This window comes from Lysobacter sp. Root690 (genome assembly GCF_001427785.1).
Taxonomy (GTDB): domain Bacteria; phylum Pseudomonadota; class Gammaproteobacteria; order Xanthomonadales; family Xanthomonadaceae; genus Lysobacter.
In genome coordinates, this window is sequence record NZ_LMHM01000018.1 from 298,713 (window position 1) to 299,402 (window position 690).

Genomic DNA, 690 nt, shown 5'->3' on the forward strand with positions numbered 1-690 from the left:
CGGATCGTTGGTGGTCGAGGTCGCGGTCGCGGTGTTCGCGTACGGGCCAGTAGCGCGGACGGTCGCGACGATCTGCAGGGTCGCGTTCGCGCCCGACGCCAGGCCGCCCACGGCCCACACGCCCGTGCCGGCGTTGTAGGTGCCGACGCTCGGCGTCGCCGAAACAAAGGTGTAACCGGCCGGCAGCTGATCGTTGACGTTCACGCCGGCCGCAGCGGACGGACCGTTGTTGCTGACGGTCACGGTGAAGGTGATGTTGGTGCCGACGGTCGGGGTCGCGCTCGACGCGGTCTTGGTCACCGCCAGGTCGGCCGAAGCGACCGGCACCGGCGTGTTGGTCGCGGTGTTGTTGCCCGGGGTCGGATCGCTGGTGGTCGAGGTCGCCGTCGCGGTGTTCGCGTACGGGCCGGTCGGCAGCACGGTCGCGACGATCTGCAGGGTCGCGTTCGCGCCGGACGCCAGTGCGCCGACGGCCCACACGCCGGTACCGGCGTTATAGGTACCCACGCTCGGCGTGGCCGAAACAAAGGTGTAACCCGCAGGCAACTGATCGTTGACGTTGACGCCGGCCGCGGCCGACGGGCCGTTGTTGCTGACGGTCACGGTGAAGGTGACGTTGCTGCCGATGATCGGGGTCGCGCTCGACGCGGTCTTGGTCACGGCCAGGTCGGCCGACGCCACCGGCACCGG

Annotated in this window: 1 protein-coding gene; it reads right to left on the reverse strand. The window is 70.1% G+C overall.

Annotated features, from left to right (window positions below; translation table 11 throughout):
* A partial coding sequence (locus ASD86_RS24425) for a DUF11 domain-containing protein (RefSeq protein WP_200957307.1) occupies window positions 1–690 on the reverse strand: 690 nt, incomplete at both ends.